The 25,585-nt window shown below is 51.4% G+C and carries 26 protein-coding genes; 18 read left to right on the forward strand and 8 right to left on the reverse strand.

Annotated elements, in window-relative coordinates:
* The first annotated feature begins 78 nt into the window (after positions 1 to 78).
* From ACMGGQ_RS07235 to ACMGGQ_RS07245, 3 genes are all read left to right on the forward strand, one after another.
* Positions 79 to 3,135, forward strand: coding sequence for an FAD-binding and (Fe-S)-binding domain-containing protein (locus tag ACMGGQ_RS07235; protein WP_420289771.1), 3,057 nt, complete (start codon positions 79 to 81; stop codon positions 3,133 to 3,135).
* A complete protein-coding gene (menI, locus tag ACMGGQ_RS07240; RefSeq protein ID WP_126534370.1) occupies positions 3,132 to 3,542 on the forward strand; it encodes a 1,4-dihydroxy-2-naphthoyl-CoA hydrolase in 411 nt (136 codons plus the stop codon). Before ACMGGQ_RS07235 ends, menI begins: the two co-directional genes overlap by 4 nt.
* 85 nt (positions 3,543 to 3,627) lie before the next feature.
* The gene (locus ACMGGQ_RS07245; protein ID WP_003857766.1) at positions 3,628 to 3,822 is read left to right on the forward strand and encodes a YdiH family protein; all 195 of its coding nucleotides are present in this window, start codon (positions 3,628 to 3,630) and stop codon (positions 3,820 to 3,822) included.
* A gap of 50 nt (positions 3,823 to 3,872) precedes the next feature.
* Here ACMGGQ_RS07245 and ACMGGQ_RS07250 read toward each other — a convergent pair whose 3' ends face one another.
* Together ACMGGQ_RS07250 and ACMGGQ_RS07255 are read right to left on the reverse strand one after the other, a co-directional pair.
* Positions 3,873 to 4,502, reverse strand: coding sequence for a helix-turn-helix domain-containing protein (locus tag ACMGGQ_RS07250; protein WP_045910285.1), 630 nt, complete (start codon positions 4,500 to 4,502; stop codon positions 3,873 to 3,875).
* 77 nt (positions 4,503 to 4,579) lie between these two features.
* Positions 4,580 to 5,239 carry a winged helix-turn-helix transcriptional regulator gene (locus ACMGGQ_RS07255; RefSeq protein WP_048027559.1) on the reverse strand — a complete coding sequence of 220 codons (660 nt, stop codon included), beginning with the start codon at positions 5,237 to 5,239 and terminating at the stop codon, positions 4,580 to 4,582.
* A gap of 422 nt (positions 5,240 to 5,661) precedes the next feature.
* Between ACMGGQ_RS07255 and ACMGGQ_RS07260 the strand changes: the two genes are divergently transcribed.
* From ACMGGQ_RS07260 to ACMGGQ_RS07285, 6 genes are read left to right on the forward strand one after another with little or no spacing between them, the layout of a single operon-like run.
* Complete coding sequence (locus tag ACMGGQ_RS07260) at positions 5,662 to 6,192, forward strand: fimbrial protein (RefSeq protein ID WP_420289772.1); 531 nt, start codon at positions 5,662 to 5,664, stop codon at positions 6,190 to 6,192.
* Positions 6,193 to 6,249: 57 nt separating this feature from the next.
* Positions 6,250 to 6,927: a molecular chaperone gene (locus ACMGGQ_RS07265; RefSeq protein WP_420289773.1), complete on the forward strand. Its 678-nt coding sequence runs from the start codon at positions 6,250 to 6,252 to the stop codon at positions 6,925 to 6,927.
* A 42-nt stretch (positions 6,928 to 6,969) separates the two neighbouring features.
* Entirely contained in the window at positions 6,970 to 9,507 is a 2,538-nt protein-coding gene (locus tag ACMGGQ_RS07270) for a fimbria/pilus outer membrane usher protein (protein ID WP_420289774.1), read from the forward strand.
* 1 nt (position 9,508) lies between these two features.
* Positions 9,509 to 10,456 carry a fimbrial protein gene (locus tag ACMGGQ_RS07275; RefSeq protein ID WP_126534371.1) on the forward strand — a complete coding sequence of 316 codons (948 nt, stop codon included), beginning with the start codon at positions 9,509 to 9,511 and terminating at the stop codon, positions 10,454 to 10,456.
* 11 nt (positions 10,457 to 10,467) lie between these two features.
* Positions 10,468 to 10,980 (forward strand): fimbrial protein, encoded by a 513-nt coding sequence (locus tag ACMGGQ_RS07280; protein ID WP_069719394.1) that lies wholly within the window; start codon positions 10,468 to 10,470, stop codon positions 10,978 to 10,980.
* A gap of 41 nt (positions 10,981 to 11,021) precedes the next feature.
* Complete coding sequence (locus ACMGGQ_RS07285; protein WP_048222708.1) at positions 11,022 to 11,714, forward strand: helix-turn-helix transcriptional regulator; 693 nt, start codon at positions 11,022 to 11,024, stop codon at positions 11,712 to 11,714.
* Here ACMGGQ_RS07285 and ACMGGQ_RS07290 read toward each other — a convergent pair.
* Together ACMGGQ_RS07290 and ACMGGQ_RS07295 are read right to left on the reverse strand one after the other, a co-directional pair.
* Complete coding sequence (locus ACMGGQ_RS07290; RefSeq protein WP_072061296.1) at positions 11,679 to 12,317, reverse strand: winged helix-turn-helix transcriptional regulator; 639 nt, start codon at positions 12,315 to 12,317, stop codon at positions 11,679 to 11,681. The two genes, ACMGGQ_RS07285 and ACMGGQ_RS07290, sit on opposite strands and share 36 nt — an antisense overlap.
* 88 nt (positions 12,318 to 12,405) lie before the next feature.
* Positions 12,406 to 13,068 carry a winged helix-turn-helix transcriptional regulator gene (locus ACMGGQ_RS07295; RefSeq protein ID WP_048027568.1) on the reverse strand — a complete coding sequence of 221 codons (663 nt, stop codon included), beginning with the start codon at positions 13,066 to 13,068 and terminating at the stop codon, positions 12,406 to 12,408.
* Positions 13,069 to 13,476: 408 nt separating this feature from the next.
* Between ACMGGQ_RS07295 and ACMGGQ_RS07300 the strand changes: the two genes are divergently transcribed.
* From ACMGGQ_RS07300 to ACMGGQ_RS07335, 8 genes are all read left to right on the forward strand, one after another.
* Entirely contained in the window at positions 13,477 to 13,995 is a 519-nt protein-coding gene (locus ACMGGQ_RS07300) for a fimbrial protein (RefSeq protein WP_420289775.1), read from the forward strand.
* A 61-nt stretch (positions 13,996 to 14,056) separates the two neighbouring features.
* Complete coding sequence (locus tag ACMGGQ_RS07305) at positions 14,057 to 14,740, forward strand: molecular chaperone (protein WP_420289776.1); 684 nt, start codon at positions 14,057 to 14,059, stop codon at positions 14,738 to 14,740.
* Positions 14,741 to 14,774: 34 nt separating this feature from the next.
* The gene (locus ACMGGQ_RS07310) at positions 14,775 to 17,315 is read left to right on the forward strand and encodes a fimbria/pilus outer membrane usher protein (protein WP_252073476.1); all 2,541 of its coding nucleotides are present in this window, start codon (positions 14,775 to 14,777) and stop codon (positions 17,313 to 17,315) included.
* Between the two features lie 8 nt (positions 17,316 to 17,323).
* Positions 17,324 to 18,247 carry a fimbrial protein gene (locus tag ACMGGQ_RS07315; protein ID WP_072052290.1) on the forward strand — a complete coding sequence of 308 codons (924 nt, stop codon included), beginning with the start codon at positions 17,324 to 17,326 and terminating at the stop codon, positions 18,245 to 18,247.
* An 11-nt stretch (positions 18,248 to 18,258) separates the two neighbouring features.
* Positions 18,259 to 18,768 (forward strand): fimbrial protein, encoded by a 510-nt coding sequence (locus ACMGGQ_RS07320; RefSeq protein WP_045910298.1) that lies wholly within the window; start codon positions 18,259 to 18,261, stop codon positions 18,766 to 18,768.
* A gap of 54 nt (positions 18,769 to 18,822) precedes the next feature.
* Complete coding sequence (locus ACMGGQ_RS07325; RefSeq protein ID WP_420289777.1) at positions 18,823 to 19,332, forward strand: fimbrial protein; 510 nt, start codon at positions 18,823 to 18,825, stop codon at positions 19,330 to 19,332.
* A 43-nt stretch (positions 19,333 to 19,375) separates the two neighbouring features.
* The gene (locus tag ACMGGQ_RS07330; RefSeq protein WP_072052291.1) at positions 19,376 to 20,062 is read left to right on the forward strand and encodes an EAL domain-containing protein; all 687 of its coding nucleotides are present in this window, start codon (positions 19,376 to 19,378) and stop codon (positions 20,060 to 20,062) included.
* A gap of 3 nt (positions 20,063 to 20,065) precedes the next feature.
* Entirely contained in the window at positions 20,066 to 20,707 is a 642-nt protein-coding gene (locus ACMGGQ_RS07335; protein WP_069719389.1) for a LuxR C-terminal-related transcriptional regulator, read from the forward strand.
* A 66-nt stretch (positions 20,708 to 20,773) separates the two neighbouring features.
* Here the strand turns inward: ACMGGQ_RS07335 and fdhF are convergent, their stop codons facing one another.
* The 4 genes from fdhF to ycgZ form a co-directional block, all read right to left on the reverse strand.
* Positions 20,774 to 22,924 carry a formate dehydrogenase subunit alpha gene (gene fdhF / locus ACMGGQ_RS07340; RefSeq protein WP_420289778.1) on the reverse strand — a complete coding sequence of 717 codons (2,151 nt, stop codon included), beginning with the start codon at positions 22,922 to 22,924 and terminating at the stop codon, positions 20,774 to 20,776.
* A gap of 190 nt (positions 22,925 to 23,114) precedes the next feature.
* Positions 23,115 to 23,393: a biofilm development regulator YmgB/AriR family protein gene (locus ACMGGQ_RS07345; RefSeq protein WP_023327185.1), complete on the reverse strand. Its 279-nt coding sequence runs from the start codon at positions 23,391 to 23,393 to the stop codon at positions 23,115 to 23,117.
* Between the two features lie 29 nt (positions 23,394 to 23,422).
* Positions 23,423 to 23,743: a hypothetical protein gene (locus ACMGGQ_RS07350; protein ID WP_045910303.1), complete on the reverse strand. Its 321-nt coding sequence runs from the start codon at positions 23,741 to 23,743 to the stop codon at positions 23,423 to 23,425.
* 4 nt (positions 23,744 to 23,747) lie between these two features.
* Positions 23,748 to 23,987 carry a regulatory protein YcgZ gene (gene ycgZ / locus ACMGGQ_RS07355; RefSeq protein WP_008500634.1) on the reverse strand — a complete coding sequence of 80 codons (240 nt, stop codon included), beginning with the start codon at positions 23,985 to 23,987 and terminating at the stop codon, positions 23,748 to 23,750.
* 339 nt (positions 23,988 to 24,326) lie between these two features.
* Between ycgZ and ACMGGQ_RS07360 the strand changes: the two genes are divergently transcribed.
* The gene (locus tag ACMGGQ_RS07360) at positions 24,327 to 25,547 is read left to right on the forward strand and encodes a diguanylate phosphodiesterase (RefSeq protein WP_045910304.1); all 1,221 of its coding nucleotides are present in this window, start codon (positions 24,327 to 24,329) and stop codon (positions 25,545 to 25,547) included.
* Positions 25,548 to 25,585 lie beyond the last annotated feature (38 nt).

Genomic DNA, 25,585 nt, shown 5'->3' on the forward strand with positions numbered 1-25,585 from the left:
GGGGTGAGCAGACGCAGCCAACGCAGAGGCAGCTCGAAGGATGACGTGTATATACAACTCTAATTAGGGTCGACAGTTATGATCCCACAGATTTCTCAGGCACCTGGCGTCGTTCAGCTGGTGCTTAATTTTTTGCAAGCACTGGAGCAACAGGGTTTTACAGGTGATACCGCCACGAACTATGCCGACAGGCTGACGATGGCGACCGATAACAGTATTTACCAGCTTCTTCCCGATGCCGTCGTTTTCCCTCGTTCAACGGCCGACGTCGCGCTTATCGCCCGTCTGGCCACGCAGGAGCGCTTTGCCTCGCTGGTCTTTACGCCGCGCGGCGGCGGCACCGGGACCAATGGTCAGGCGCTGAACCAGGGCATCATTGTTGATATGTCGCGCTATATGAACCGCATCATTGAGATCAACCCGGAAGAGGGGTGGGTGCGGGTCGAAGCGGGCGTTATCAAAGATCAGCTTAACCAGTACCTCAAGCCTTACGGTTACTTTTTTGCCCCGGAGCTTTCCACCAGTAACCGCGCGACCCTCGGCGGGATGATCAACACGGATGCCTCCGGTCAGGGCTCGCTGGTCTACGGCAAAACCTCCGATCACGTGCTGGGCGTGCGTGCCGTTCTGCTGGGCGGCGATATTCTCGATACGCAGCCGATGCCGGTCGAACTGGCGGAAACGCTGGGCAAAGATAACACGGCCAGCGGACGCATCTATCGTACCGTGCTGGAGCGCTGCCGCGACAACCGCCAGCTTATTCTCGATAAGTTCCCCAAACTGAACCGCTTCCTGACCGGGTACGACCTGCGTCACGTCTTTAACGACGACCTGACCCAGTTTGATTTAACCCGCGTGCTCACCGGCTCTGAAGGGACGCTGGCGTTTATCACTGAGGCGCGGCTGGATATCACCCGCTTGCCGAAGGTGCGTCGGCTGGTAAACGTCAAATATGACTCCTTCGATTCCGCGCTGCGCAATGCGCCGTTTATGGTGGAAGCGAAAGCGCTGTCGGTGGAAACGGTTGACTCCAAAGTGCTCAACCTGGCCCGGGAAGATATTGTCTGGCACTCCGTCAGCGATCTCATTACCGACGTGCCGGATAAAGAGATGCTCGGTCTTAACATCGTGGAATTTGCCGGTGACGATGCGGCGCTGATTGAGAGCCAGGTCACCACGCTCTGCCAGCGGCTGGATGAGCTGATTGCGCAGGGCGAAGGCGGCGTGATCGGCTGGCAACTCTGTAACGATCTGGCCGGGATTGAGCGTATCTATGCGATGCGTAAAAAAGCCGTGGGCCTGCTCGGCAATGCGAAAGGGGCGGCGAAGCCGATTCCCTTTGCCGAAGATACCTGCGTGCCGCCTGAGCATCTGGCGGATTATATCGTCGAGTTTCGCGCCCTGCTGGACAGCCACGGCCTGAGCTACGGCATGTTCGGCCACGTCGATGCCGGGGTACTGCACGTGCGTCCGGCGCTGGATATGTGCGACCCGCAGCAGGAGATCCTGATGAAGCAGATCTCCGACGATGTGGTGGCCTTAACCGCCAAATATGGCGGTCTGCTCTGGGGAGAGCACGGGAAAGGATTTCGCGCGGAATACAGCCCGGCATTCTTCGGCGAACAGCTCTATGCGGAGCTGCGCAAGGTGAAGGCGGCTTTCGACCCGCATAACCGCCTCAACCCGGGCAAAATCTGCCCGCCTGAAGGCGTGGACGCGCCAATGATGCAGGTGGATGCCGTTAAGCGCGGCACGTATGACAGACAGATCCCGATTGCGGTGCGCTCTTCCTGGCGCGGCGCGATGGAGTGTAACGGCAACGGCCTGTGCTTTAACTTTGATGTGAAAAGCCCGATGTGTCCGTCGATGAAAATCACCAGCAACCGTATCCACTCTCCAAAGGGGCGGGCGACGCTGGTGCGTGAATGGCTGCGTCTGCTGGCCGATCGCGGGGTTGACCCGCTCAGGCTGGAGCAGCAGCTTCCGGAAAAACGGGCCAGCCTGCGCTCGTTGATTGAACGCACCCGCAACAGCTGGCATGCCAACAAGGGCGAGTATGATTTCTCCCATGAGGTGAAAGAGGCGATGTCCGGCTGTCTGGCCTGTAAAGCCTGTTCAACCCAATGCCCGATTAAAATCGACGTGCCGGAATTCCGCTCGCGCTTCCTGCAGCTGTATCACACCCGCTACCTCCGCCCGGTGCGCGACCATCTGGTGGCAACGGTGGAAAGCTACGCGCCGCTGATGGCGCGCGCGCCGAAGACCTTCAACTTCTTTATCAACCAGCCGCTGGTGCGCAAGCTCTCTGAAAAACATATCGGCATGGTCGATCTGCCGCTGCTGTCGGTGCCGTCTCTGCAGCGCCAGCTCGTCGGGCATCGCTCGGCGAACATGACCCTGGAGCAGCTGGAGACACTCACGCCTGAGCAAAAAGCGAAGGTGGTGCTGGTGGTGCAGGATCCGTTTACCAGCTACTACGATGCCCAGGTCGTGGCGGATTTCATCCGCCTGACCGAAAAGCTGGGGTATCAGCCGGTGGTCCTGCCGTTCTCACCCAACGGTAAGGCGCAGCACATTAAAGGCTTCCTGACGCGCTTTGCGAAGACCGCGCAGAAAACCGCTGACTTCTTAAACCGCGTGGCGCAACTCGCGATACCGATGGTCGGCGTCGACCCGGCGCTGGTGCTGTGCTACCGCGATGAATACAAGCAGACGCTGGGCGACAAGCGCGGTGATTTCCACGTCATGCTGGTGCACGAGTGGTTGCCGATGGCCCTGGAAGGCAAAGCTGTACAGGACGTCAGCGGCGAACCGTGGTATCTGTTCGGACACTGCACGGAAGTTACCGCGCTGCCGGGCGCCCCCGCGCAGTGGGCCTCCGTCTTTGCCCGCTTCGGCGCGAAGCTGGAGAGCGTCAGCGTGGGCTGCTGCGGCATGGCCGGCACGTACGGACACGAAGTGAAAAACCACGCCAACTCGCTCGGCATCTATGAGCTGTCCTGGCATCAGGCGATGCAGCGTTTGCCGCGAAACCGCTGTCTGGCGACGGGCTACTCCTGTCGAAGCCAGGTGAAACGGGTAGAAGGTAACGGTGTACGTCACCCATTGCAGGCTTTACTGGAGATAATTGGATGATCTGGAAACGTGCCGTGACGCTGCAGGCGCTGAACGCCATGGGCGAGGGGAATATGGTGGGGCTGCTGGATATCCAGTTCACCCGCATTGGCGACGATGATATCGAGGCCACCATGCCCGTCGATCGTCGCACACATCAGCCGTTTGGTTTATTGCACGGCGGGGCGTCCGTCGTGCTGGCCGAAACCCTGGGCTCGGTGGCGGGATATCTCTGTACCGAAGGGGAGCAGAAGGTGGTCGGACTCGAGGTGAATGCTAACCATATCCGCTCGGTACGCAGCGGGCGCGTGCGCGGAGTTTGCCGCGCTCTGCACGCCGGTAGCCGCCATCAGGTATGGCAGATTGACATTATCGACGAGCAGGATCGCCTGTGCTGCTCATCGCGGCTGACGACGGCGGTCGTGTAAAGTTTTAAGATGTTTTGCCTTTGGTCAAAAACTAGTCAGTGGGTTGTGATATACTGGTCAGGTTTTGTACATAAGCGAGGACATCATGGATACTGAAATAACCCCAACACAGCTGGCAATTGAATATTTACGTCGCGATAAGAGCAATCTGTCCCCGGCGCAGTACCTGAAAAAGCTGAAACAGCTTGAGCTGGAATTTACAGATTTGCTGGCGCTCTCTTCGAATGAGCTTAAAGAAGAGATCTACTTTGCCTGGCGGTTGGGCGTTCACGTCCATTGAGAGAGTAATGTTGAAAAGGCCGCAAGAGCGGCCTTTTTGGTGTCTGACGTTCAGTATTTAGCGGGGAGCTTGTTGATTTTAATAAGCCTGCCTTCTTCCATTTCGATAAATCCGCCGGTTTTTAAATCCGCCAGAATGCGCATCACGCCGCTGCGGGAGAGCTGGGTTTTCTCCCTGATATACCTTTCCGCCGTCACGCTGCCGCGATAGCTTTCATCTTCATCCATCAGTTTTATGAGCTGCTGGCGAATCATCTCATACGCCGTGGGCGCGCCCTGCGGCATCACGTTGTTATAAAGACGGCTATAGACAAACATGAGCTGTTGAGAGAGCAGTCCCCAAAGCCCTTTTTCTTTAATAATGTCAGCTACCTGTTCAGTAGGGATACTGCCAATCAGGCAAGGGCTCACAGTGATGAGGTAATCATTAAAATAGATGTCTGTCAGGTTAGCCAGACCAAACAGGGTAGGACTGCGGGAGGTCGAGAGCATCATGTTATCGCTGCTGCGGTAGATGGCAATCGTTCCCTCAAGGATTAAATAACAGATCCCCTGACCGTCAACCTCAAGGTTAAGTCGTTCGCCGCGGCCTGTTCGACGCACGGTGCAATAGGGCTCCAGATGCGCGATCAGTTCCTGGGCGTAAGGGGAGCCGCGAGACGATTTATCTGTATAGGACATAGCCGTAAACCTGGAAGATAATCTTATGCTTATAGTTTCGCTCTTCTCTCGCGCTATCTCCAGATATTATTGTGATTTCAGTACTTCCGAGGTAAATGGTTAATCTCAATCAGCACGCCACGTTCCATGGTGATGTATTTCCCCGTACGCAGTTCTGCCAGAATTCGCATAATCCCGCTGCGGGAAAGATAGGTACGGCTCTTAATATAGGCCGCTGCGGTGATGTTTTGTCTAATTGTCTCAGGTTCCTGCATTAATTCAACCAGCTGAAAGCGGATGATATCGTATGCGGACATCTGTGAAATTTGCGCGCAGTGCTCGTACACCCGCGATGCAGTATAAATCAGCAATTTAGAAAAGTGTTCCCAGAGATCGTGCTGTGCAACCACTTTATTAAACGCATCCAGCGACACGCAAGCGAGTTCTGATGTCTCCAGTGCCCTGACGTAAAGATGTTCCGATGAAAACTGACTGCTGACACCCAGTATAAAGGGAGCCGATTCCGAATTTAACACAATACCGTCACCGCGGCGGTGCAACGCCACGCTGCCGTGTAACAGCATAAAACAGTGGCGTTCGTCATTTCGGTAATACTGTACGACTTCACTTTTCGAAAGAATGATCTTCTCTGCGCCAGGAAGGACATTATCAATTAAACGCTCTATGTGTCTTAAGGGTTTTAATCCCAGCACCAACGATTTCTCATTGTCTAATACGGCTGCAATTCGCGTGTTCATAATATACCTCACGTCAACAGATGCGATCGTTTTCCAATCGACATGGAGAATTATCTTAAAAAGCTGCGAAGCAGGGAATAACACTCAAAAGTCTAATAATAGACCGGAGGTGTTGAGAATCTTAACGTTATGAATTTTATCGTTAAACGGTGAAGGTCTAAAAGTAGACTGGCGATAAAGCAAGCAATCAAAATGTTTATTATTTGTTAAACCACAGTCTACAGCTAGACCTTAAAAAAGATTGTTTCGTAGAAAAGTGTTGTATAAATTTTGACTCGTCGACAGAAACATAAATCTGAAACGCTCGACACGATGAGAGCTGTATTTTGTTTCTGATGGCCTCTGAAAAAGAATGGCAGAATGAGGAACGTCTGTTTTGCCTGAATATCAGTAATAAATAAAGTAATACAGGAAATGGCTTTATGAAAAAGAAAATTATTGTTGCCATCTTTACGGCAGGCTCTGCATTGACAATGACTCAGGCTTTCGCGGCGGCAGGTACGGTTAATTTTAACGGTAATATTTTGGATAATGCCTGCGATGTAGATGTGGCATCTCAGAATCAGGTCGTGGTTCTCGGCGATTATTATAAAACGGAATTTCCGACAACGGGTTCCAGAACCGCAGCGACGCAGTTCGATATCGTACTGAAAAATTGCCCGGTGACCGTTACCTCCGCGAAGGTGCGTTTTGACGGCACGCCAGATTTAACCGACGCAAACCTGCTGGCGATTGATTCCTCCGTTGTGGGAGCAGCAACGGGCGTGGCCATCAACCTGATGACGGCCGATAAGGCCGATCTGCCGCTGCATGGTAGCAACAGCTATTCCTATGCGCTGAGCAGCACCGCTGATAATACGCTCAATTTCTATGCTCAGTATATTTCAACTGCGGCATCAGTGACCGCGGGTCCGGCTAACTCGGTTGCTAACTTCTCTGTGGTTTATAACTAAGTCTTTTGCAGTAATCATTATGGGGCCACCCGGCCCCTTTGTTTTATGAGGTATTCAATGCGTTTTATCACAACAATCGGCCTGGCCGCGGCAGCGTTACCGCTGACATTTTCAATGGCCCATGCTGGTGTCATTATTGGCGGCACGCGCGTTATTTTCGACGGTGCAAAAAAAGAAGCATCCATTAGCGTGGACAATGCCGATAGCGTGCCCTTTTTAATTCAGTCGTGGATTGACGTGCCGGAGGGGAAAACAGATAAAGCACCTTTAATCATTACGCCTCCGCTTTATCGACTGGATGGTGGCCAGAAAAATATCGAACGCATTGTCATGACCGGGTCACTCCCTCAGGAACAAGAAAGTTTATTTTGGCTCAATATAAAAGCCATTCCTTCTGCAACGAAACAGGCTAATTCACTGCAAATTGCAGTTAAAACGCGTATCAAGTTGATTTATCGCCCGGCAAGTCTTCACGCGTCAACGCCCGAAGATCAGGCCGGAAAATTAACATGGCAACGCAACGGGAATGAAATTCAGGTAAAGAATCCGACTCCCTATGTCATCAATTTTAATGAAATATCCGTGGGCGGAAAAAAACTGGACGATGTTTCGTATGTATTACCCGGCGCGTCGGCCCGATTTCCGTTATCTCATGGAACCCGCGGAAATACGCTGACGTTTAAAGTTATCAACGATTATGGAAGCCCCGGCGCGTTGCATCAAGCCAGTTTGTGATTTTGGCAAACGGTAATACCCGCATTACTCAGGTCATCCGCAATGAAAATACAACATCATAAAGTACGACGCCTGGCGACACTCATCGCTCTGGCGATGACGGGGTCTTCTCCCACGCTTTATGCCAGCGAAACGTTTAATACTGAACTGGTTGAGCTGGATAACCCAGGCATGGGGAAAGCCGATTTATCTGCGTTTGAAGCAGGCTCTCAGGCACCGGGTACGTACCATGTTGATATTATTCTTGACGATCGGCTCATCGAGACCCGGGATATTACCTTTGACGCAGCGAAAACGCCCGACGGAAATGACGTATTACAGCCGTGCCTGAGCATTGAACAATTAAAACAGTGGGGCGTGAAGACAGCGCTGTTTCCTCAGCTGGCCTCAGCGAAAAGCACCTGTGCCGATCTTATGGCCATTCCGCTGTCCTCGACGGATTTCCAGTTCAACGCGCAGCGTCTGGTTATCAGTATTCCGCAGGCCGCTATCGATATACCGGCGCGTGGCTATGTGCCGCCGGAAATGTGGGACGAGGGTATCAATGCCGCCATGCTCAATTACAGCCTGAGCGGGGCCAATACCTGGGCGAAAACCGGTGAGGCTGCCAGAACTGACAGCCAGTATGCCAACCTGCGTCCGGGGATCAACATTGGGCCGTGGCGCCTGCGCAACTACACAACCTGGTCCCGGGAGGCGTCGGGTCAGGATAAATGGGACACCGTATACACCTATGCGCAGCGGGCTGTTATTCCCCTGAAGGCGCAGTTGACACTCGGCGACAGCTCTTCCCCGGCTGACGTGTTTGACAGTATGCCTTTTCGCGGCGGTCAGTTGGCATCCGACGATGACATGCTGCCGGATTCTCTGAAGGGCTACGCGCCCGTGGTTCGCGGTATTGCGCGCACGAATGCGCAGGTGGTGGTGCGCCAGAATGGCTATCAGATCTATCAGAGCTACGTCGCCCCGGGGGCGTTTGAGATAACCGACATGTATCCGACGGGCGGTGCCGGGGATCTTGACGTGACAATCAAAGAGGCGGATGGAAGCGAACAGCATTTCACACTGCCTTACGCCTCACTTCCGGTGCTGCAGCGCGAAGGGCGCCTGAAGTATGCCATCACGGGCGGTCAGTATCGCGCCTACAACAGCAGCGTGGAAAAGACGCCTTTCGGGCAACTGACAGGTATTTATGGTCTCCCGCATGGCCTGACGCTATACGGTGGCGTGCAGGGATCGGGCAAGTACCGGTCGTTCGCCGTTGGGGGGGGGACAAACATGGGGGATTTTGGTGCGCTCTCCACCGACGTCACCCAGGCCTGGTCTACACCGGATAACACGGCAAAAACCAGCGGGCAGTCCTGGCGCGCGCGGTATAGCAAGAACTTTATCGATACCGGAACGAACTTCTCGATTGCGGGGTATCGCTATTCGACCAGCGGCTACTACGGGATGCAGGAAGTTCTGGATTCCTGGGGAGACAGTACCGCGCTGCAGGACAGGAGGCGTAACCGCGCCGAATTGACCATGAGCCAGACGCTGGGCGGGGATTTAGGTTCCCTGACCCTCAGCGCCGCGCGGGAAGACTACTGGAATTCGGGTAAATCGATGGCGTCGTGGAGCGTCGGGTATAACAACTACTGGCATAACATCAGTTATGGTGTGACCTGGACATACAGCAGAAACGCTAGCACAGCCTCTTATGGTAGCGGGAGCAGCAAAACGTATGACCACGATCAGCTTCTGGCATTTAACGTCAGTGTGCCGTTGGATAAATTCCTCCCGCAGACGTGGGCAAACTATGGCATGAACGCCAGCAAGAATAATGGCACCACGCACAACCTGGGTATGAACGGCGTGGCCCTGGAAAACCATGCCCTGAACTGGAACGTGCAGCAGGGCTACGGTACGGACGGCGTCGACTATACCGGCAACATGAACGGTGACTACAAAGGTACCTACGGCGAAGTGACTGCGGGCTATGGCTACGACAGGAGCAGCGAGCGCCTGAACTACGGCCTGCAGGGGGGGATCCTGGCCCACGCGGACGGTATCACCTTTTCCCAGCCGCTGGGGGAAACCAATGCCCTGATTAAGGCACCCGGCGCCCACGGGGTGGATATTCGAAACCAGTCCGGCATGCGAACGGACTACCGGGGCTTTACGGTAGTCAGCAATCTCTCCGTGTACCGTAAAAACGACCTCACGCTCGATCCAGAAAATATGCCTGACGACGTTGAGCTGGAGATCAATACGCGTACGGTCACGCCGACGCGAGGGGCGGTCGTCAGGGCTGATTACCTTTCCAAAGTGGGGCGCAAGGTGCTGATGACCCTGATGGACAACGGCCGCTTCGTTCCGTTTGGGGCGGTGGTGACGCTCGCCGAAGACGGTCGCGGTGGCTTTATCGTTGGCGATCGAGGACAGGTCTATTTAACCGGCATGAGCGAGCAGGGGACACTGATCGTGGCATGGGGAAATCAGTCCGCCCAGCAGTGTCGCGTGGATTTCACCCTGCCGAAACAGGCCACCTACGGTGGCGTCACCCTCATTAACGCCCTTTGCCGTCAGGAACATTAAGATGAAAACGATGGAATTTTTGCTGTCACTCTGTTTTTTTGCGGGCTGGAATTATGCCCACGCCGGGACGTGCACGACGATCGTACCGCAGACGTCTACGCTGTCGGTAGGTACCCTCACCGTGCAGCGCGATGCGCCTGTGGGAACGGTGATATTTTCCGGTGCAGCGTCAAACACGGGATCCTATCTCACCGGCTGCAGCAATCCATTAATGCTGGGTTTTAGCATGCGTTATAACGGCGCCACGCTCAGTACCTATGGGAATCATGTTTACAACACCAACGTCAGCGGGATTGGGATCCGATTTTCATCGAATAATTATTTCGAAAACCCGAGCAATACCTTCTCATATAACGCACAAACCTCATACGTCGACTGGTATGGCGGAAAAATTGAACTGGTGGTGACCGGGCCGGTTTCCTCAGGGGCGCTCACCCCCGGCGTAATCGGCGTGGTAACCCTTCAGGGCAGCGACGCTATTTATCGCGATGGTCTGATAACGCAGTTGAGCAGCGGAACGATCAATGCCCTGGCGTGCACGATCAATACGCCACAGTTGACCTTCGCCATTGGAAATATACCTGCCTCTTCCTTTAACGCAGGCGTGGGAACGTCGCCGGCAGGGGCGCAAAATACGCAGAATCTCGGATTAAACTGCAGCGCCGGGACCAATATCAACGTCACGTTAAGCGGCATCCAAAACCCGGATATCAGCAATACCAGCGTGATGGCCCTTACGGGGCAGGGTAATACCGGAACGGCAAAAGGGGTGGGCGTTCAGCTCCTCTATAACGGTACTCCGCTAGCCATGAACAGCCGCCTGCTATTAAAACAGTCCGCGGGTGGGGTCGAAACACTCCCATTAACGGCCCGTTATTATCAAACGCTGGGGACCGTTCAGTCGGGAACGGCAAACGCCTCGGCCACGCTTAATTTAACCTACCAGTAGCCGGTGAGAAGATGAAAATATCGCACAAAAAAACTCTCCTGCTTGCCCTGTTGAGCTGGAAGGCGTTTTCCGCCGATGCGGTCAATATCGGCGTAACGGGAAATATCGTTGCGTCGCCCTGCGTATTTAACGGGGGGAATACGAATCTGGATATCAACCTCGGCAATATTCAGGCTTCCAATATGGTGACGCCAGGGTCCACGTCAGACCCGGTTGCGTTCGATCTGCTCTTTACAAGCTGTCCGCTGGGAACCCGTAGCGTCACGGTGACGTTCGCAGGAACCCCTGATCCCGCAGCAGGCGCGGACTACTACATGAACAGCGGCTCGGCCACCGGCGTTGCCGTCGCCATGAGTGACGCCGCAACCGGCTCGCTTAAAGGGACGGGCTCCAGCATCACAAAGACCATTGCGGCAGACAGCACTGCAACAATGCCTATGCAGGCCTGGGTAAAATCCGCTTCAGGCGGTACTACGCCCGGAAGCATCAGTGCCGTTGTCGTGATGACGATGCAGTACAACTGAATGTCAGTGATACCTGTTTATTAAAGATGTTGGTATGAACTATGTTAAATATTCTGATTCAGGAAACGGATCTGTTTTTTCAGGCAGGGCTGCAGGATTTTTTAGAGAGTTTTTTTAAGCATAACTTTCATCGCACTATCACATTTAAACCTGGCTTAACCCATGAAAATGTCAGTCAGGCCGATATTATTATCCTGTCATTATGTCAGGGTGAGACACTGACCTGTTTTCCCGAGTTACTGGCCCGGCAAAAAGGGATTGTGATAGGGTTCGTCGACGATGAGCAGTCGGTTTCGGCGTTGCCCTCCTGCTTTCAGGACATCATTTTACTTCCTCGCCGTGCATCGATTGATCGTATCAGTGGCGAACTGTTTATCGCGTGGTTCAGGACGCGACTACCGGGTTACACGTGGACTAATAGGAACTGTTTCAACTGCCAGCATAAAAGTTTATCCCGGCAACAAATTCGTATTATGGTGAATTTTTACAGAGGGCTGTCGGTTATGCAGACCGCTCACGCGCTTGATATGAGCGAGAAAACGGTCTTTACCCACAAATATATGATGATGCAAAAATTTAATCTGCGAAACGATTACGAGATGATCGCATTGCTGAGAAGGTTGATGGAGAAAAAGAGCCGGCCGAACCTGCTTCGCGAATTGCTGGAAAACAATGATGCACGACCAAGCAACTTTCTATCAAAATCTATCAGGCAACTTAACAATATTGAGTAACACTCCTCTTTGCATTTCGATATAGCCGCCTTCTTTTAATGCCGACAGTATGCGCATCACGCCACTACGGGAGAGGTGGGTTTTATCTCTGATATAGCTTTCTGCAGTAACGTTGAGTCTGAATGAGGATTCTTCGTTTGAGAGGGCATAAAGTTGTGCGCTTACAATGTCATAAGCGGAAGGTCCCGTTAAATCTTCATAACTGTGAAATAGCTTACCTGCCAGGCCCATCAGATGATATGCCAGGGGCTCCCAAAGGTTATGATTCTTAATTGTCTCATTAACAAAATCCGTTTTGAGGGTAACGATGTCACAGTTATTAAACGTTTTGATATAGCCGCGCATCTGGGTCTGATGCAGATTACTGAGGCCGATCACCGCGGGTCCTTGAACCGTTGCCATCGCTAAATCGTCGTTGCCGCGGTGAATCATGACGCGTCCTTTGAGTAATACATAACAGAGACGTTCATTGCCAACCACAAAATTTAATCGACGGCGTGGCAGCACTTTTTTCAAATCTGAACCGTGTTTAAGATAATCGATCAGCAATTTTGTCGCTGATGAAGGATCACATACCCATTTTGTGGAGAACTCATCGAGCATACGTGCGCCTGTCCGTCAAACCTTCCAGTAGTCATGGGATTCAGTATAGCGTGGATCCTGCTGAGTCTTCCTGAGGCGCCAATTTTGTTCAGTATTTCAGCGGTAAGTGATTGATAGAAATCAAAATTCCGCGTTTAAGCTCAACGCATCCGGCATCCCGAAGATCTGCAAGAATCCGCATTATACCGCTACGAGACAGGTAGGTTCTGCTTTGGATGTAATTCGCTGCGGTAATATTGCTGCGAATTCGCTCCGATTCGTTCATCAGCTCAAGCAACTGGAACCGGATTATCTCATATGAGGACATCTGCGATATCAACGTGCAATGCTCGTAAACGCGAGAAGCGGTGTAAATCACTAACTTGCATAAGCTTTCCCACAGTCCAAAACTCTCGATAAGCAGATTGAATCGTTCCAGTGGAAGGCGACTCATCACAGCATTTTCATTCACTCGGACGTAAAGGTTTTCGGTCTGAGAGAACTGATTACTGATCCCCATAATGAAAGTCGCTTGTTCAGAGTTAAGCACCATACCATCGCCTCGACGATTCAGCGTGACGCCGCCTTGATGAAGTATATAGCAGGTTCTTTTTTTACCGGAATGATAGCGCAGGATTTCGCCTTTATTCGCATTAAAACGTGTGGCAAAGGGAGCGATTTGTTCAATCATTTTATCGATATCACTCACGGGCTTGAATGCATGTGCAGGTGTAACCTCAGTAAATTCCCCCGTTGAAATTTTAGTATTCATATTAATCACTCCAGACGCTCTTTGAGTCAGTCAAAAAGATGTGTCAGGGATTATCTAACCGCGAAGAGTGTAAATAAATAATAGGTTGGTTTCATAATGGACCCGGCCATTAACAAATATTTAATAATCTGGCGAGGGGCGTTTAAAAGAATTTTTTTGCGTTAAGGAAATGTTAACATTAAAGTCTACGGTTGGGCTAAAAAGCATTTGTCGGGAAAATTAAACTTCTGTAAATTTCGCCTCAGCAAGTGAGAGGATGAAAACAAAGTTATCGAATAAATATCTTTGCGTTCTGCTTACTGCACGTTGGAAATGAGATATCTGGCGCAAAAAATAAATGGTCTAAATCCATCTGGATGTTGCCGCCTAAATTTCGGTAATTTATAAAGTTATTAAGGAAATTAAATCATGAAAAAGAATATTATTGCTGCTGCTTTCGCTGCGACTGCTGCTCTGACCATGTCTAACGCATTCGCTGCTGCTGGTACCGTTAATTTTACCGGCGAAATCATCGACGCAGCGTGCACCGTTGACACCGGTTCTGTAAACCAGACCGTTGATCTGGGCCGTTACAGCAAATCTGAATTTACCGCTGCTGGCGATAAAACCGCTGCGACTAAATTCTCAATCGTTCTGACCAACTGCCCGGCAACCGTAACTGGCGCAACCATCAAGTTTGACGGTTCTGCAGACCCAGCAAACTCCAACCTGCTGGCTGTAACCGGTGGCGCAACGGGTGTTGCTATTAACCTGATGACGGCTGATAGCCAGGATCTGCCGTTGGCGGGCGTAAACAGCCACGTATACAGCCTGGCTGAAACTGTACCAAACACACTGGACTTCTTTGCTCAGTACGAAGCAACGTCTGCAACTGTCGGCGTAGGTCCAGCAAACGGTGTAGCTAACTTCTCCGTTAGCTACCAGTAATCTTCCTGACCGGAAACATATATGAGGGCCGGTATACGGCCCTTTTTTATCGAGGTGTAAAATGAATTTTCTTAGCAAAACTTTAATTGCCTGCGCAGTAATTTCAGCAAGCGTGTCCTTTGCCAATGCGGGTGTCATTATTGGCGGAACGCGTGTCGTCTATGATGGCAATAAAAAAGAAGCTTCCATTGATGTTAACAACCCGGATAAGACGCCGTACCTTATTCAGTCGTGGGTTGAAACATTAAATGGTGGCGCTGAGAAAGCTCCTTTTATTATCACCCCTCCGTTGTATCGACTCGATGGTGGCCAGCAAAATATTGAGCGTGTCGTAGTGACCGGCAACTTGCCACAGGATAAGGAAAGTCTTTACTGGCTAAATATTAAAGCGATACCGTCAGCGCCCAAAAAAGATAATACGCTGCAAATTGCGATCAAAACGCGCATTAAGCTGATTTATCGTCCGGTAGGATTAAAATCTCAGCAGCCGCAGGAGCTGAGTCACCAGTTAACCTGGCGCCGCAATGGAAACCAACTTCAGGTTACCAACCCAACCAGCTATGTCATTAACTTCAATGAAATCAGTCTGGGCGGTAAAAAAATTGAAAATGTTTCGTATGTACTTCCTGGGGAATCAATGAATTTCACGCTGCCTGCTGGCGCTAACTCAACCTCTATTAATTATAAAGTCATTAATGATTATGGGGCGGTGAGTGACGTGCAAAGCGCAAGCTTGAGAAAATAATTGGTTTTGGAATGTCGTTTCCAAGGTGACGTGAATGATGATAGTAAGGGAATATAATAATTTTAAACCTGCGCGATTGGCTTTATTAATTGCATTTGCCCTTGCTGGCTCAATGCAGAATGCCATGGCGCGTGATTACTTCAACCCGGACCTGGTTGAACTCGATAATCCGCAAAATGGGGGTAAAGCCGATCTCGCTGCGTTTGAAGCGGGCTCGCAGGCGCCGGGAACCTATCACGTCGATGTGATGCTGGATAACGAACTCGTTGATACGCGAGATATCGAATTCAAAACCTCAGGTGCTCCCAATGATGAGGGGAAATTAGAACCTTGTCTGACCGTGGAGCAGCTTAAAGAATGGGGCGTAAAAACCGAGCTGTTCCCGGCGCTGGCAGTGGACAACGAGCGTTGTGCGAACCTGCACGCGATACCTTCCGGATCCACTGAATTTCAGTTTGGCGCGCAGCGTCTGCTTATCAGTATCCCTCAGGCGGCAATTTCTCGTCAGGCCCGCGGATACGTTCCACCGGAACAGTGGGATGACGGAATCACGGCTGCACTGCTCAACTACAGCCTGAGTGGGGCCAATAACCGCTCGCGCAACGGGAGCAGTGATACCAGCAACACGCAGTACGCTAATTTGCGTCCGGGAATCAACATCGGGCCATGGCGTCTGCGCAATTACACGACCTGGTCACGAGACGAAGATGGCAAGGACAAATGGGATAGCGTTTATACCTACGCCCAGCGCGCGATCGTACCGCTAAAAGCACAGATGACGCTCGGGGACAGCACTGCGCCTGCTGATGTTTTCGACAGCATGCCGTTCCGCGGTGCGCAGCTGGCCTCCGATGATGATATGCAACCCGATTCACTCAAAGGGTACGCACCCGTCGTCCGCGGTATCGCGCGTACCAATGCGCAGGTTATTGTCCGTCAGAATGGGTATGAGATTTATCAGACCTACGTTGCGCCTGGCGCCTTCGAGATTACGGATATGTATCCGACAGGGGGAGCTGGCGATCTGCAGGTCACGATAAAAGAGGCCGACGGCAGCATTCAACAGTTTACCGTTCCCTTTGCGTCACTGCCTGTACTGCAGCGAGAAGGGCGATTCAAGTACGCCGTCACGGGTGGGCAATATCGTTCCTACAACAGTAGTGTAGATAAGACGCCGTTTGCGCAAATTACGGGCATCTATGGCTTACCGTATGGCTTAACGGCTTACGGCGGTGGTCAAACGTCCAGCCACTACCAGTCGGTCGCTGCCGGTATGGGTAAGAACATGGGAGATCTCGGCGCAGTTTCTGTCGACGTCATTCAGGCATGGTCCACCCCACAAAATCTGCCGAGCGATAGCGGCCAGTCCTGGCGCGCGCGCTACAGTAAAAACTTTGTCGAAACTGGTACTAACTTTGCTATTGCAGGCTACCGCTATTCGACCAAAGGCTTTTACGGAATGCAGGAAGTGCTTGATTCCTATGGCGATAACGGTGTGATGCAAAACAGACGTCGTAACCGTATGGAACTGACGATGAACCAGTCTCTGGGGGGTTCATTAGGTTCGATCATGGTGAGCGCCGTTCGCGAAGATTACTGGAATTCCGGGCGAGCAATGGAGTCCTGGAGTCTGGGGTATAACAATTTCTGGAACGGCATCAGCTACGGCCTGACGTATACCTCCACGCGAAACGGCACGCCAGGCACCTATGGTAACCCGACAAGCTATGACAAAGACCGGATGGTGGCCTTTAACATTAGCGTGCCGCTGGATAAATTCCTGCCGCAGACGTGGGCAAACTATAGCGTCAGTAACAGTAAAAATAGCGGAACGACCCATACGGTTGGCATCAACGGGACCGCGCTGGATAACAATGCCCTGAACTGGAACGTTCAACAGGGGTACGGCAGTGACAATGTCGGATACAGCGGCAACGTGAACGGTGATTACAAGGGTACCTATGGTGAGGTGACGGCCGGATACAGCTACGACCAGAATAATGAGCGTCTGAACTATGGTATTCAGGGCGGCGTCATCGCGCATGCTGACGGCGTGACGTTATCGCAACCGCTGGGAGAAACGAACGTCCTGGTAAAAGTCCCGGGGGCGAAAGGTCTGACGGTGCGAAACCAAACGGGCGCGAAAACGGACTATCGGGGATATACAACGGTAAATAACGTCAACGTCTACCGTAAAAACGATATTGTAATCGATCCAGAAAGTATGTCCGATGATGTAGAACTGGATCTCACGACCCGAACCGTTGTGCCAACGCGTGGGGCTGTTGTTCGCGCTGAATACACTGCCAACGTCGGTCAACGTGCATTATTTACGTTATTGCGTGGTAACGGAAAGCCTGTTCCATTTGGGGCGATTGTCAGCGTCAATGGGATTAAAAACAGTGGCTTTATTGTCGGTGATAATGGACAGGTTTATCTCACAGGCTTAGGCGAGAATGTCGACCTTATTGCTCAGTGGGGTGAGGGTAGTGATAAACAGTGTAAAGCCTCATATATTTTAAAACCTACCGATGTTAAAAATAACATTGCGGTTGTCAGTACTGTCTGTCGATAGGAAAGAAAATGAATGCATTTAAATATTTTTTGCTGTTGCTTTTGACATTAATATCCGTAGAAAGCTTTGCAGGCTGTACGAACAATATCTCTGCGCAAAACTTTAATTTGAATTTTAGTACAATTACTGCGCAGCGCGATGTGGCGCCGGGAACGGTTGTCGCTGCACAGTCGGGTATTTACAATGTGAATTTCTCATGTACTGATTCCACGAATAATTATCAGGAAGCGATGAGTGGTAGTTCCCTTGGGAATAGTCTCTATGATATAGGCGTAAGTGGATACGGCATTCGTGTGTCAGAAAATGATTCAGGCGGCGGTTTCCATCATTACTTTCCGATGTCATTTACTATTGGCAGCTATAGTGCTTCTTATATGTATAAAGTTGAGTTGGTCAGGACTACCGCTCCAGCTGTATCAGGTGCACTTCGCAGTGGACAAATTGCTAACATATCTATTTCAAACCAATTTTTCATTGCGACATGGAACATTACTGGCGGAAGCATTACGACACTTGCCTGCAGTCTTTCTTCGGGCTCGCTGAGTTTTCCGATAGGTAATATCCCTGCGACAAGCTTTGGCTCAACAGTGGGTACAACGCCAGCCAATGCTCAGGTTGCCCAGAATCTCGGATTGAGCTGCAATCCTGGCGCAAATATCAACATTTCTTTAAGTGGACAGCAAAACCCTGATGTGGCCAATACCAGCGTTTTAGCCTTATCGGGCCAGGGTGGTCCGGGGGTGGCACAGGGAGTGGGGGTGCAAATATTATATGGTGGCACACCTCTCAATCTTAATAATACCGTTTTCCTTAAGCAATCTGGCGGTGGGCTGGAGTCATTCCCAATCGTAGCCCGTTATTATCAAACTAAGACGGCAGTGAGTCCAGGTACGGCGAATGCAACCGCAACATTAAATATTACTTATCAATAGGAGGGTAAATCATGAATTTTAAACTTATGGCTATTGCGGCGATGGTATCTTTTTCATCCATGGCGGCTGATACGGTAAATATTAACGTTACGGGTACTATTGTTGCTTCTCCTTGCGTAATCAATGGAGGAAGTGCCAACCTGAACGTGGATTTAGGTTCGACTATTCAGGCCTCTACACTTGCCAGTGCGGGAGCAACCTCTACCCCCGTGGCATTTACTCTTCCGATAACAGCATGCCCTGTAGGAACGAGTAGTGTGCAAGTAACCTTCAGCGGAACGCCGGACCCTGTCGCAGGTGCCAACTATTATAAGAGCACAGGGACCGCGACTAACGTAGCGGTGGGGCTGTATCAGGCCAGCAATGGCAATCTGTTGGGGAACGGGAGTTCTGTGACCCAAACCGTTCAAGGCGATCGTACCGCCTCGTTAGCTATGCAGGCAAAAGCTTATTCTGCATCGGGTAGCGTCATGCCGGGAACCATTAATTCCGTTATTGTTGCCACCATGCAATATAACTGATTAATTATGATTAAAGCTGAACGCCCGCTTATAAGCGGGTGCCAGAGGTGTGCTATGTTTATAAAAAATTATTCGATCGTATTGGTTTTTTTAACCTTACCGCTAATGGGTAGAGCGGACTCCAATATTAATATTTCCGGCCAGGTCATTGCCAGCCCGTGTGTCGTTGACACGGGCACCGTTTCTAAAGTGGTCAATCTGGGGGAAGATACCAAGCAGAATCTCATCAATGCCGGTGACGGTGCCGTCTGGTCTGATTTTGATCTGCTGGTGCAAAACTGTCCTGCTGGCACCAGCAGCGTAACGGCCAAATTTACCGGTAATGCAGATACGCAAGATCCCACGGCATGGAAAAACAGCGGGACCAGCAACAATGTTGCATTACGTATCGCCAGCAGGGATCATGCGACAACATATAGCGTAAACAGCACAATGCAGGTGAATGTCGATAGCAGCACGCGCAGCTCAACATTTCCGCTGTCAGCGAGAATGTTTACGCCGCAAGGAAATTCCACTGCCGGAACGTTCCTGTCGGTAATGAACGTTGATTTTACCTATCAATAACGGCTGAAATATCTTTTCCAAGAAAAATAAGTTTGAGACTTCCATGCTGATAAATTCCTTGCTTGAGCATGCTATATGTGGTGTTCGGTTCCAGCCTATCTATTCTTCACAGGAAAAAAAGATAAAGGCATGGGAAATGCTAAGTGCCTTACGCCAGGGGATCGACTGCGAAACCTTTTTTGAAAAGATGTCGTTAAATGCTAGCTTTCGTTTATTACGCTGGCAGTTGCGTATAGCTTCTCTGTGTGTAGATAGTGAAGCCTATTTTATTAATGTGCCTGCGAAATTACTCTGCCGTTCAGTTTTGATTGATGAACTATTGCCCAGCCTGCACTCTGGCATTGTTATTGAGATACAAGATCCCTGTAATTTTATTTCATTGTCAAAAAAAGAACAGGAGGTTTTTTACTCCATGCATCAAAAAATAAAAAATACAGGTGCAAAGATATGGCTGGATGATATTAAACATGAGCATTTGTCACTGCTGGGTGAACGCATTTGTTTATTTGACGGTGTCAAGGTAGATAAAATGAGCCTATGGGAAAACAGAGGTTCCCCATGGGTATTAAAGTCAATGATTGCCTACTGCTCGTTGATGGTAGAGCAGGTGCTTATAGAGGGCATCGAAGATAACGAACTACTTGCATTGGCTCAGGGTACAGGATGCAATTTAATGCAAGGATTTCTTTGGCCTGAGAAAAGGTTCAGTATTGATTATGTCCCGGTCTGATAAATGATAAATGTTTTAATTAAAGAAGAAGATTTTTTATATCACCATAGCCTTAGGTCATTTATTGGCGATTTTTTTAAAAATGAATATGCGAAAAATGTCCATTTTCTCAACGGCTATGTGCCTGAGGATATTGCCCGGGCGGAAATTATCGTTTATGCGTTCAGTAAGGGTGAACACCATACCTGCTTTCCAGAATTAAAAAGTGCGCGTAAATGCGTCATCATTGGTATTACTGAAGCGGAAGAACCGTCATCATCATTTTTACCGTTCTGCATTCAGCAGACTTATTTTGTATCACGCTCAGCACCACTCTATCTGTTGAAAAGGGTATTCCGTCAGGCATGGGTGGCCTACAGTGCGTCAGCTATCCCTGTCTTTTTAAAAGCCTGTGAAAGCTGTAAGCATAAAACATTATCACAGCGCGAACTCAATATTATGGCCGGTCTTTACAAGGGGGAATCCGTCAAAAACATAGCCAGAGAGATGATGCTCACGCCAAAGACGATCTATGCCCATAAGTATGCTGTTATGCATAAGTTCAACCTGAGCAGTGAACACGAGTTGCTTGAGCTCCTGAACCGCTTACTGGAAAAACGCTGTAACCCCAATTTGTTTCGCGAAGCATTAGAGCAGTTTCGTTAGTGTTTACCCGGCGCCAAAAACACTTATCCTTGGGCCGGGTAGACCAGAAGCTACAGGGTGTTTCCCTTAGATATTCACCGCGTTAATCAGCCGCGACTTCATGGACTGATACGCCGACGCGGCATAGTCCTCCGCCCAGCGCTGGTCCTCAATCGCCTCCAGCTGCACCGCGCAGTACTTCGTTTCCGGGGTTTTGGAGATGGGATCGAGGTTGTCCTGGGTCAGCTCGTTGCAGGCGCCAATCCACCACTGATAGGTCATATAGACGGCCCCGGCGTTGATACGCTCGCTGATGCTGGCGCGGGTAATCACTTTCCCGCGACGTGAACGTACCCAGACCAGCTGCCCGTCAGTAATGCCCAGCTTTTCTGCATCGGCAGGGTTCATTTGCACCCGACCCGGCTCGTCGGCCAGGCTTTGCAGCGCGGCGCAGTTCCCGGTCATGGAGCGGCAGGAGTAGTGTCCCACCTCGCGTACCGTACACAGCACCAGCGGGAAATCCGCATCCGGGGTTTCCGCCGGCGCGCGCCACGGTGCGGCAAAGAGTTGCCCTTTACCGCTCGGCGTGTCGAACTGATTGTCTTTGTACAGGTACGGCGTACCGGGGTGATCCAGCGTCGGGCAGGGCCACTGCACGTGGCCCATCTCGCCCATTTTTTCATACGTCACGCCGTAGAAGAGCGGGCACAGCGCGCGCATCTCGTCCCAGATTTGCTGGTAGGAGTCATAATGCATCGGGTAGCCCATCTCGGTGGCGAGCAGGCTGATGATCTCCCAGTCGCGCTTCACGTTGCCGCTGGCGTCGATGGCTTTGCCAAAACGCTGGAAGCCGCGATCGGCACAGGTAAAGACGCCGCCGTGTTCACCCCAGGACGTGGCCGGGAGCAGAACGTCCGCCACCTCTGCCGTTTTGGTCATAAAGATGTCCTGAACCACGACAAAATCGAGCGCCTCAAAACCGCTGCGCACCAGGCCAAGATCGGCTTCGGTCTGAAGCGGATCTTCTCCCATGATGTAATAGGCCTTAACCTTGCCTTCCAGCGCAAGGTGCGGCACTTCGGTAATGCGCGTCCCGACGCGATCGTCCATCGCATTGACGTCAATTCCCCAGGCGTTGGCGAACTTCTGCCTGACCGCCGGATCGGTCACATCCTGATAGCCGGGGAACATATTCGGCAGAACGCCCATATCGCAGGCACCCTGGACGTTGTTCTGACCGCGCACCGGCCCGACGCCGACGGCGGGGCGACCGAGATTCCCGGTCAGCAGCGCCAGGCTGGACAGCCCTTTGACCACATCCACAGCCTGACCAAACTGGGTCACGCCCATCCCCCACATCACGGTGGCGGAAGGGGCCGCCGCGAAGGTGCGCATTGCCTGGCGGACGTCACGGGCGGGGATGCCGGTAAGATGTTCGACCTGCTCCGGCGCATAATCTTTTACCGTTTGCCGGTAGGCCTCAAGCCCCTCCGTAAAGCGCGCCACGTAGCTTTTATCGTACAGCTCCTCTTCCAGCAGCACATAGCCAAAGGCGTTCACCAGCGCCATGTTGCTGCCATTTTTCAGCTGCAGATGTTGGTCGGCAATACGCGCCGTTTCAATACGCCGCGGATCGCAGACGATAATTTTTGCGCCGTTTTCACGCGCTTTCAGCACGCGGCGGGCGACGATTGGGTGGGAGTCCGCGCAGTTATAGCCAAAGACCAGCAGGCATTTTGAGTTTTCAATATCGCTAATGGAGTTGCTCATCGCGCCGTTACCGAGCGTTTCCTGTAAACCGGCGACGGACGGGCCATGACAGACGCGCGCACAGCAGTCCACGTTGTTGGTGTTCAGCACCGCGCGGGCAAACTTTTGCATCACATAGTTGGTTTCATTGCCGGTTCCGCGCGAGGAGCCGGTGGTCATGATCGACCGCGGCCCGTGCTGCGCTTTAATACTGCTGAGCCTGTGGGCGGTGTAGCGGATCGCCTCTTCCCAGGTAACAGGGGCGAAGGCTTCGCCTTTGCGGTAGCGGATCATGGGCTGGGTGAGGCGAGGGGTGAGCAGACGGGTATCGTTAAGGAAGTCCCAGCCGTAAAATCCTTTCAGACATAAAGTGCCCTGGTTTGTGACTCCCGCCGCTGCTTCGGCACGGATGATACGGTTATTTTCAACGACAAGGTTCAATTTACAGCCTGCACCGCAGTACGGGCAGACGCTGGCGATCTTTTTCATCAATAACAGACCTGTTAAGAAATGAAGCAAAGTTGACTGGAAACCCAGTCCCGTATGAGTAAATAAGCAGGAACCGTGCCAGGTTGATTTTGCGTGGATTACAGGGCGTTATGCGGGGAGGGCGCGTGTCATCGTCAGGCCGATCGTCAGTTTTGACGATGACACGTTAGGGGGCGTGGCGAGCAGGAACTCAGAGATCGTCCATCGTGTAACCCACCACGATTTCCAGCGTCTTGCGAATCACATCCGCCTGAACCACGTCGTTGGTGGCTTCCAGCGTCTGAATGAGCCAGAGGATGATCGCCTTATTGGACAGATGCCCTTCGGAGGCCAGAACACAGCGTACTGCAGTAGAAAAAATAGCGGACTCTTCAGCAAAACGATCGCCTGCATGGCGGAAATACTCCGCCAGCGCACTGTCTAAAAAAGCAGAGTGGTATTCGGGTTGAAGCTGAATATTTTGTCTCATTTGTTCTCACCGTAGCTGTTAAATTGCAGTCAATGTATTTTTTTGGGATCGGACGGTTTTCCACTACCAAATAACGGCACAACATTGTCTCGGGTATCGTTGAGAGATCCCTCTCTTTTCGTTCGTCCTTGCGCGGTTCTGCGACGTGTAAAGGCGGTGCTGTTTGAGCCGATCTCGGCAATCACCACCGCAAGTGTCTCCCGCCGCTGGGGATCCTTTTCATGTTCTTTCATGACCCGCAGACGCTGTAGCAAGCCTTCAGTTGTCACCGGTCCCCGCTCTTTCAGAAGAGAGAGAACGGCTTCACCGATAAGCTGGTCTATCAGTCGGTCTGCGTTACTGCTATTCATATCCTTACCGTTCGAAGAGCAGACCAAGCAGCATGTGGTAATGCTCTTCCTCTTCCGGGCCGTCGGCCTTTTCGAGGCGACTCAGCAATTTTGTACAAAGCGATTTGCGATTAAGGTTTCGCCCGTCGCTGAGAATTTCAACAACCACCTGCCCCAGCGTTTCCTGCTGGGTAGGAAGCGCGGCCTTTTCGAAGTACTGTGCGATTGCTGCTGCGGAATCTGCGACGTAACCTTTCTGCTGCATGTTTCGCTCCTGTAAAATTTTGTAATCAGTAACGTTACATTTAAGGTATACATAATTTTCAAATCTGTACATCTAAAATGTACAATTTTTTAGATTTTTTACGATATATCTTATAAATCATTTATTTTTCATTGCGTTGGGTTGGCGTTGTGATGGGGGTGGAGTGCAGGATATATTGTACAAAAAGCGTATGTGCTGGTAAGTTGTACAGCCGAGTCAAAAGGTCTCATTAACTGCCGTAAATGGTTGAGATGTAAATTATTTGTCAGGCAATTAATGTGCTATAAATGAACATTACCCACGTCTTTCGTGGCCAAAACCCTAACCCCCAGGAATAGCATGCTCACAACCATCATTTACCGCAGTCATATCTGCGAGGACGTTCCAGTGAAAGCGCTGGAAGCAATGGTCGCTGCTGCAAATCGTAAAAATCGGCAATCCAATGTCACGGGGATCTTGCTGTTTAACGGCACACATTTTTTTCAACTGCTGGAAGGGCCGGTTGAGCACGTTTCGGCTATCTATGAGCAGATCTGCAACGACCCGCGCCACCATAACGTGGTCGAGTTAATGCGCGATCACGGGCCTGTCCGGCGTTTTGGCAACGTAGGTATGGAGCTTTTTGATTTGCGCCACTTCGACAGGGACGAGGTACTGCAGCAGGTGCTCAATAAGGGGACGACACGCTACCAGCTGACGTATAACGACCGCCCTCTGCAGTTTTTCCGCACCTTTGTCGAGGCCACGGAAAAAGCGAACTATTTTGAACTGCCGCCTGCGGACTCATGGGAATTCGTTCGCGAAGAAACGCGCTTGTCCGCGCAACCTGAGGTGGTCGCGAAGGGGGCGGATTGCAGCTTCGCGTTCCAGCCGATAGTCGATCCATTTATGCAGCAGGTTGTCTCCTGGGAGGCGCTTCTCCGCACCCCGTCCGGCGACTCGCCGGGGGCTTATTTCGCCAGCCTTCCGCATGAGGAAGTCTACGCTTCCGATTTGCAAAGCAAGCAGGTGGCGCTCTCCATGGCCAGCGCGCTGGGGTTACAGGACCAGACGTTATCCCTTAACCTGCTGCCTATGACGCTGGTTAACATTCCCAACGCCGTGGATTTTCTGCTTACCGCGATCGAAGCAAACGGTTTTGTACCTGAACAAATCGTGGTGGAGTTCACCGAGAGCGAAGCCATTTCCCGCTTTGATGAGTTCACGGATTCGGTCAGGCAGTTAAAAAGCGCGGGTATCAGCGTGACGATCGATCACTTTGGTGCCGGTTTTGCCGGGCTGCAGCTACTGGCCCACTTCCAGCCTGACAGAATTAAGATTAATCGTGATTTGGTCGCGAACGTGCATAAAAGTGGCCCCCGACAGGCCATTATTCAGGCCATCATCAAATGCTGTTCCTCGCTTGAAATCCAGTTCTGCGCGGTTGGAGTAGAGAAGGCGGAAGAGTGGATGTGGCTGGAATCTGCGGGGATTTCCCAGTTCCAGGGGCATCTTTTTGCCAGCCCCCGGCACGGCGGGATTCCAGCCATTGCGTGGCCGGAGAAAAAGTTCGAATTGTGATAAAGCTGTACACAATCGGACAGACGTAACTGTACGAA

The organism is Enterobacter sp. BNK-13 (genome assembly GCF_048685015.1).
Classification (GTDB): domain Bacteria; phylum Pseudomonadota; class Gammaproteobacteria; order Enterobacterales; family Enterobacteriaceae; genus Enterobacter; species Enterobacter quasiroggenkampii.